Below are 3,852 nucleotides of genomic sequence, written 5' to 3' on the forward strand. Positions count from 1 at the left end.
CGCCGGGGGTGGCTTCGGGGCTCGGGCCCTTGGCGGCCTCGGCCTCGCTGTAGATGTCGGGCTCGAGGTAGATGACGCGGGCGATCGGGACGGTCTCGCGGACGCGGGCCTCGGCGGCGTTGATGGCGGAGGCGACCTCGGCGGCGGTGTCGTCGTGCTGGACGGCGACCTTGGCGGCGACCAGGAGTTCCTCGGGGCCGAGGTGGAGCGTGCGCATGTGGATGACGCCCGTGACGGTATCGCCGTCGACGAGGGCCTTCTCGATCTTCGCGACCTGGTCCGCGCCCGCGGCCTCGCCGAGGAGCAGCGACTTGGTCTCCACGGCCAGGACGACCGCGATCAGGATGAGGAGGACGCCGATGCAGAGGGTGCCGATGGCGTCCCAGACGCTGTCGCCGGTGGCGAGGGCGAGGCCCACGCCTCCGAGTGCCAGGATCAGACCGACCAGGGCGCCGAGGTCCTCCAGGAGGACGACCGGCAGTTCGGGGGCCTTGGCGTGGCGGATGAAGTCCTTCCAGGACTTGTTGCCGCGCAGGACGTTGGACTCCTTGATGGCGGTGCGGAAGGAGAAGCTCTCCGCGACGATCGCGAAGACCAGGACGCCCACCGGCCAGTACCAGTGCTTCAGTTCGTGCGGGTGCTGGATCTTCTCGTAGCCCTCGTAGAGGGCGAACATGCCGCCGACCGAGAACAGGATGATGGAGACGAGGAAGGCGTAGATGTACCGCTCGCGGCCGTAGCCGAAGGGGTGTTGCGGCGTCGCCTCGCGCTGGGCCCGCTTGCCGCCGATCAGCAGCAGGAACTGGTTGCCGGAGTCGGCGAGCGAGTGGACGCCTTCCGCGAGCATCGACGACGAGCCACTGAAGGCGAACGCCACGAACTTCGCTGCCGCGATCGCGAGGTTGGCGCCCAGTGCCGCCACGATTGCCTTGGTGCCGCCTGACGCACTCATGTGTCCGGGGTGTCCCTTCGCCTGCTCTTCTGCGCTTCTGTCCGTCGCCGGACGGGCTTTGCCCGCCTTTTGCAGTGGGCATTGTTGCAGCCCGCTCCGGCGTCGGTGCGCCAGGTATCCGTTCAGGCGTCACTCAGGCGTTGATTCATGCCTGATTCCGGCGTCCGTCGGCGCCTTCCGGCTGTTCGCTCAGGCGATCACCGTGGCGCGGAAGACCGTTCCGGCTCCGGACACTTCGGTGTCTTCGCCGGCCGCTACGAAGACGGACTCGCCGGGTCCCAGCCGGTGTTCGCCGGCCCGTACGGAACCGGCCGTGCACAGCAGGATCTGCGGGGTGGCGCTGGTGAGGTCGTGGGTGGCGGAGCCCTCGGGGAGGACGTGGCGGGAGAGGCGGAACTCGTCGATGGGGGTCTCGTAGACCTCCTCGCCGTCGGGGGACGCCTCGGGGCGCAGGACGCCGGGGTCGCTCGCCTCGAAGCGGACGATGCGCAGGAGTTCGGGGACGTCGACGTGCTTGGGGGTCAGGCCGCAGCGCAGGACGTTGTCGGAGTTGGCCATGATCTCGACGCCGAGGCCGTTCAGGTACGCGTGCGGGACGCCCGCGCCGAGGAACAGGGCCTCGCCGGGCTGGAGCCGGACGTGGTTGAGCAGCATGGCGGCGATGACGCCGGGGTCGCCCGGGTAGTGGTGGGCGATGTCGGCGTACGGGGCGTAGGCGCCGCCGAGGCGTTCGCAGGCGGCCGCGGCCTCGGTGACCGTGCGGGACATCTCCTCGGGGTCGGCCGACAGCACCGCGGTCAACACCTCGCGCAGCGCGGCCTCTTCGGGGTGGGCGTGCAGCAGATCGACGTACGGCTTCAGGGAGTCGACGTCGAGGCTCGCGAGCAGGTCGGCGGCCTGCGCGGGGTCCCGGAAGCCGCACAGGCCGTCGAACTCCGTGAGGGCGCAGATCAGTTCGGGCTTGTGGTTGGCGTCCTTGTAGTTGCGGTGGCCGGCGTCCACGGGGATGCCGCGGCGCTCCTCGTCCTCGTAACCCTCCTTCGCCTGCTGGAGGTTGGGGTGCACCTGGAGGGAGAGGGGGGCGCCGGCGGCGAGGATCTTCAGCAGGAAGGGGAGGCGGGGGCCGAACTTGGCGACCGCCTCGGCTCCCAGCTCCCGCTCCGGGGCCGCGTCGATCACCTCGGTGAGGGGGCCGCGTGCGGTGCGCGAGGGTGCGCCGGGGTGGGCGCCCATCCACATCTCCGCCTGCGGTTCGCCGGTCGGTTCCACGCCCAGGAGGTGCGGGATGGCGGTGGTGGAGCCCCAGGCGTAGGGGCGGACGGTGTTCTCGAGGCGGTCCATGGGTCCTTCGTCTCCGGTACTGCGGTACGTACGCTGCTCGGCCCGTGGTTGGTCACGGGGTGCGGGCCCACCTCACGTCGCTGAAGCGAGCGCGAGGTAAACGGCGGCGAAATCCGTGACGGCGATCAGCTCCGCGAGGGTTTCCAGGTCGCCGCCGGGCTCGGGTTCCAGTTCGCTGATCGCGGTCTCGTGGGTGAGGGCGAGTTCGCGGGCGGCCGGGACGGCGCTGAGGGCGCTGTTGGTCCCGTCGCGCAACAGCAGTACGCGCGCGTGGAGGGCGGCCTGCTCCTCGACACGGTCGCGGAAGAAGTCGTCGGGGTCGGCGCCCGCGGCCAGGGCGCCGGAGAGCAGGACCGTGTGCGAGGCGAGCGCCTCCGGCAGCTGGGCGGCCAGTGCGGGGCGGCCCGCGAGCTCGGCCAGCGCGGCGGCGAAGCGGCGCCCGACGGGTCCCGAGGAAAGGCCCTCGGTCCAGATCAGGGGGAGCGACTCGGCGAGTTCGGAGGCGAGGGTCTTGGCGGGGTTGCTGTACGTGGCGATGGCCGGTCCGCAGCGCTCGGCGATGTGGTCGAGGCGGTCGGCGACCTTCTCCAGGCCGTCGGGGGGCGCGGTGATCAGGCCCGTGCGGTCGAGGAGCGCGAGCATCGGGGTGAGCAGCGCCCACAGGAGGCCGGGCTCGGTGGCCGCCAGGGGTTTGTCCTGTTCGTACGGGGCGGTCGCCATCGGGACGAAGAGGCCGCGGGCGCCTTCCACCGCCTCGGTGATCGGGGTGCGGGCGGGGGCCACGGCGACGACGGTGCAGCCACGGCGGTAGGCCTGGTCGACGAGGAGCGAGAGGCCGGGTTCGGTGCCGTCGGGGGTGGCGACCAGGAGGAGGTCGAGGGAGCCCACCCAGCCGGGGAGCTCCCAGCGGAGGGCGCCCGCGGCGGGGACCACGCCGGTGGGCTGCAGTCGGGTGACGGGGCAGCCGGAGCCGGCGAGGGCTCCGAGGAGGTCGGCGACGCCCGCGGACGCGGTGCCGGGGCCCGCGATCAGGACGGCGCGGGGGCGGCCGTCGGGCTTGAGGTTGGGGATGCCGGCCTCGGTGGCGAGACGGACGGCGGTGCGGACCCGGGCGCCGGCTTCGGCGGCGCCGCGGAGCAGGCCGCGGTGGTCCGCCTCCGCGAGGGCGTCGGGGGTGTCGAGCAACGATTCGTCGAGCATGGGCGGCAGCCTCCGATCGCCGGGTTGCCCTTGTGTTCCCTGTGGTCCCTGGTCGCCTAGGTTTCTTTCGCGTACCCGCTTTCGCCCGGTCGCTTCCGCCCGGTCGCTTCCGCGGGGTGCGCGTGCTACGCGGGGCGGCGGGCCTCGTCGACGAGGAGTACGGGGATGCCGTCGCGGACGGGGTAGGCGAGGCCGCAGTCCTGGCCCGTGCAGATCAGCTCGGTGTCCTCCTCCTTGAGAGGGGCGTGGCATGCCGGGCAGGCGAGGATCTCCAGGAGGCCGGCTTCGAGCGGCATGTGTGTGTCCTTCCGAGCGTGGATGCGGCCTGGTCAGGGTACCGCTGTGGGGCGGGTGGCGCC

At 72.1% G+C, this 3,852-nt stretch carries 4 protein-coding genes; all 4 read right to left on the bottom strand.

Translation table 11 applies throughout. The annotated features are described in order from the left end of the window. Positions 1-952: cation diffusion facilitator family transporter (locus FNH08_RS46585; RefSeq protein ID WP_152777836.1), on the bottom strand; the 952-nt coding region annotated here is incomplete at its 3' end. Between the two features lie 189 nt (positions 953-1,141). Next, a complete protein-coding gene (gene manA, locus FNH08_RS46590) occupies positions 1,142-2,293 on the bottom strand; it encodes a mannose-6-phosphate isomerase, class I (RefSeq protein ID WP_152777838.1) in 1,152 nt (383 codons plus the stop codon). A 72-nt stretch (positions 2,294-2,365) separates the two neighbouring features. Next, the gene (locus tag FNH08_RS46595) at positions 2,366-3,493 is read right to left on the bottom strand and encodes an SIS domain-containing protein (protein ID WP_152777840.1); all 1,128 of its coding nucleotides are present in this window, start codon (positions 3,491-3,493) and stop codon (positions 2,366-2,368) included. Positions 3,494-3,618: 125 nt separating this feature from the next. After that, a complete protein-coding gene (locus tag FNH08_RS46600) occupies positions 3,619-3,789 on the bottom strand; it encodes a Trm112 family protein (RefSeq protein WP_152777842.1) in 171 nt (56 codons plus the stop codon). Positions 3,790-3,852 lie beyond the last annotated feature (63 nt).

Origin of the sequence: Streptomyces spongiae (assembly GCF_009377185.1) — a bacterium.
In the GTDB taxonomy this organism is placed as follows: domain Bacteria; phylum Actinomycetota; class Actinomycetes; order Streptomycetales; family Streptomycetaceae; genus Streptomyces; species Streptomyces spongiae.

Coding starts and splice junctions, on each gene's coding strand:
- manA (WP_152777838.1), bottom strand. CDS start 2,293: ATGGACCGCCTCGAGAACACCGTCCGCCCCTACGCCTGGGGCTCCACC.
- FNH08_RS46595 (WP_152777840.1), bottom strand. CDS start 3,493: ATGCTCGACGAATCGTTGCTCGACACCCCCGACGCCCTCGCGGAGGCG.
- FNH08_RS46600 (WP_152777842.1), bottom strand. CDS start 3,789: ATGCCGCTCGAAGCCGGCCTCCTGGAGATCCTCGCCTGCCCGGCATGC.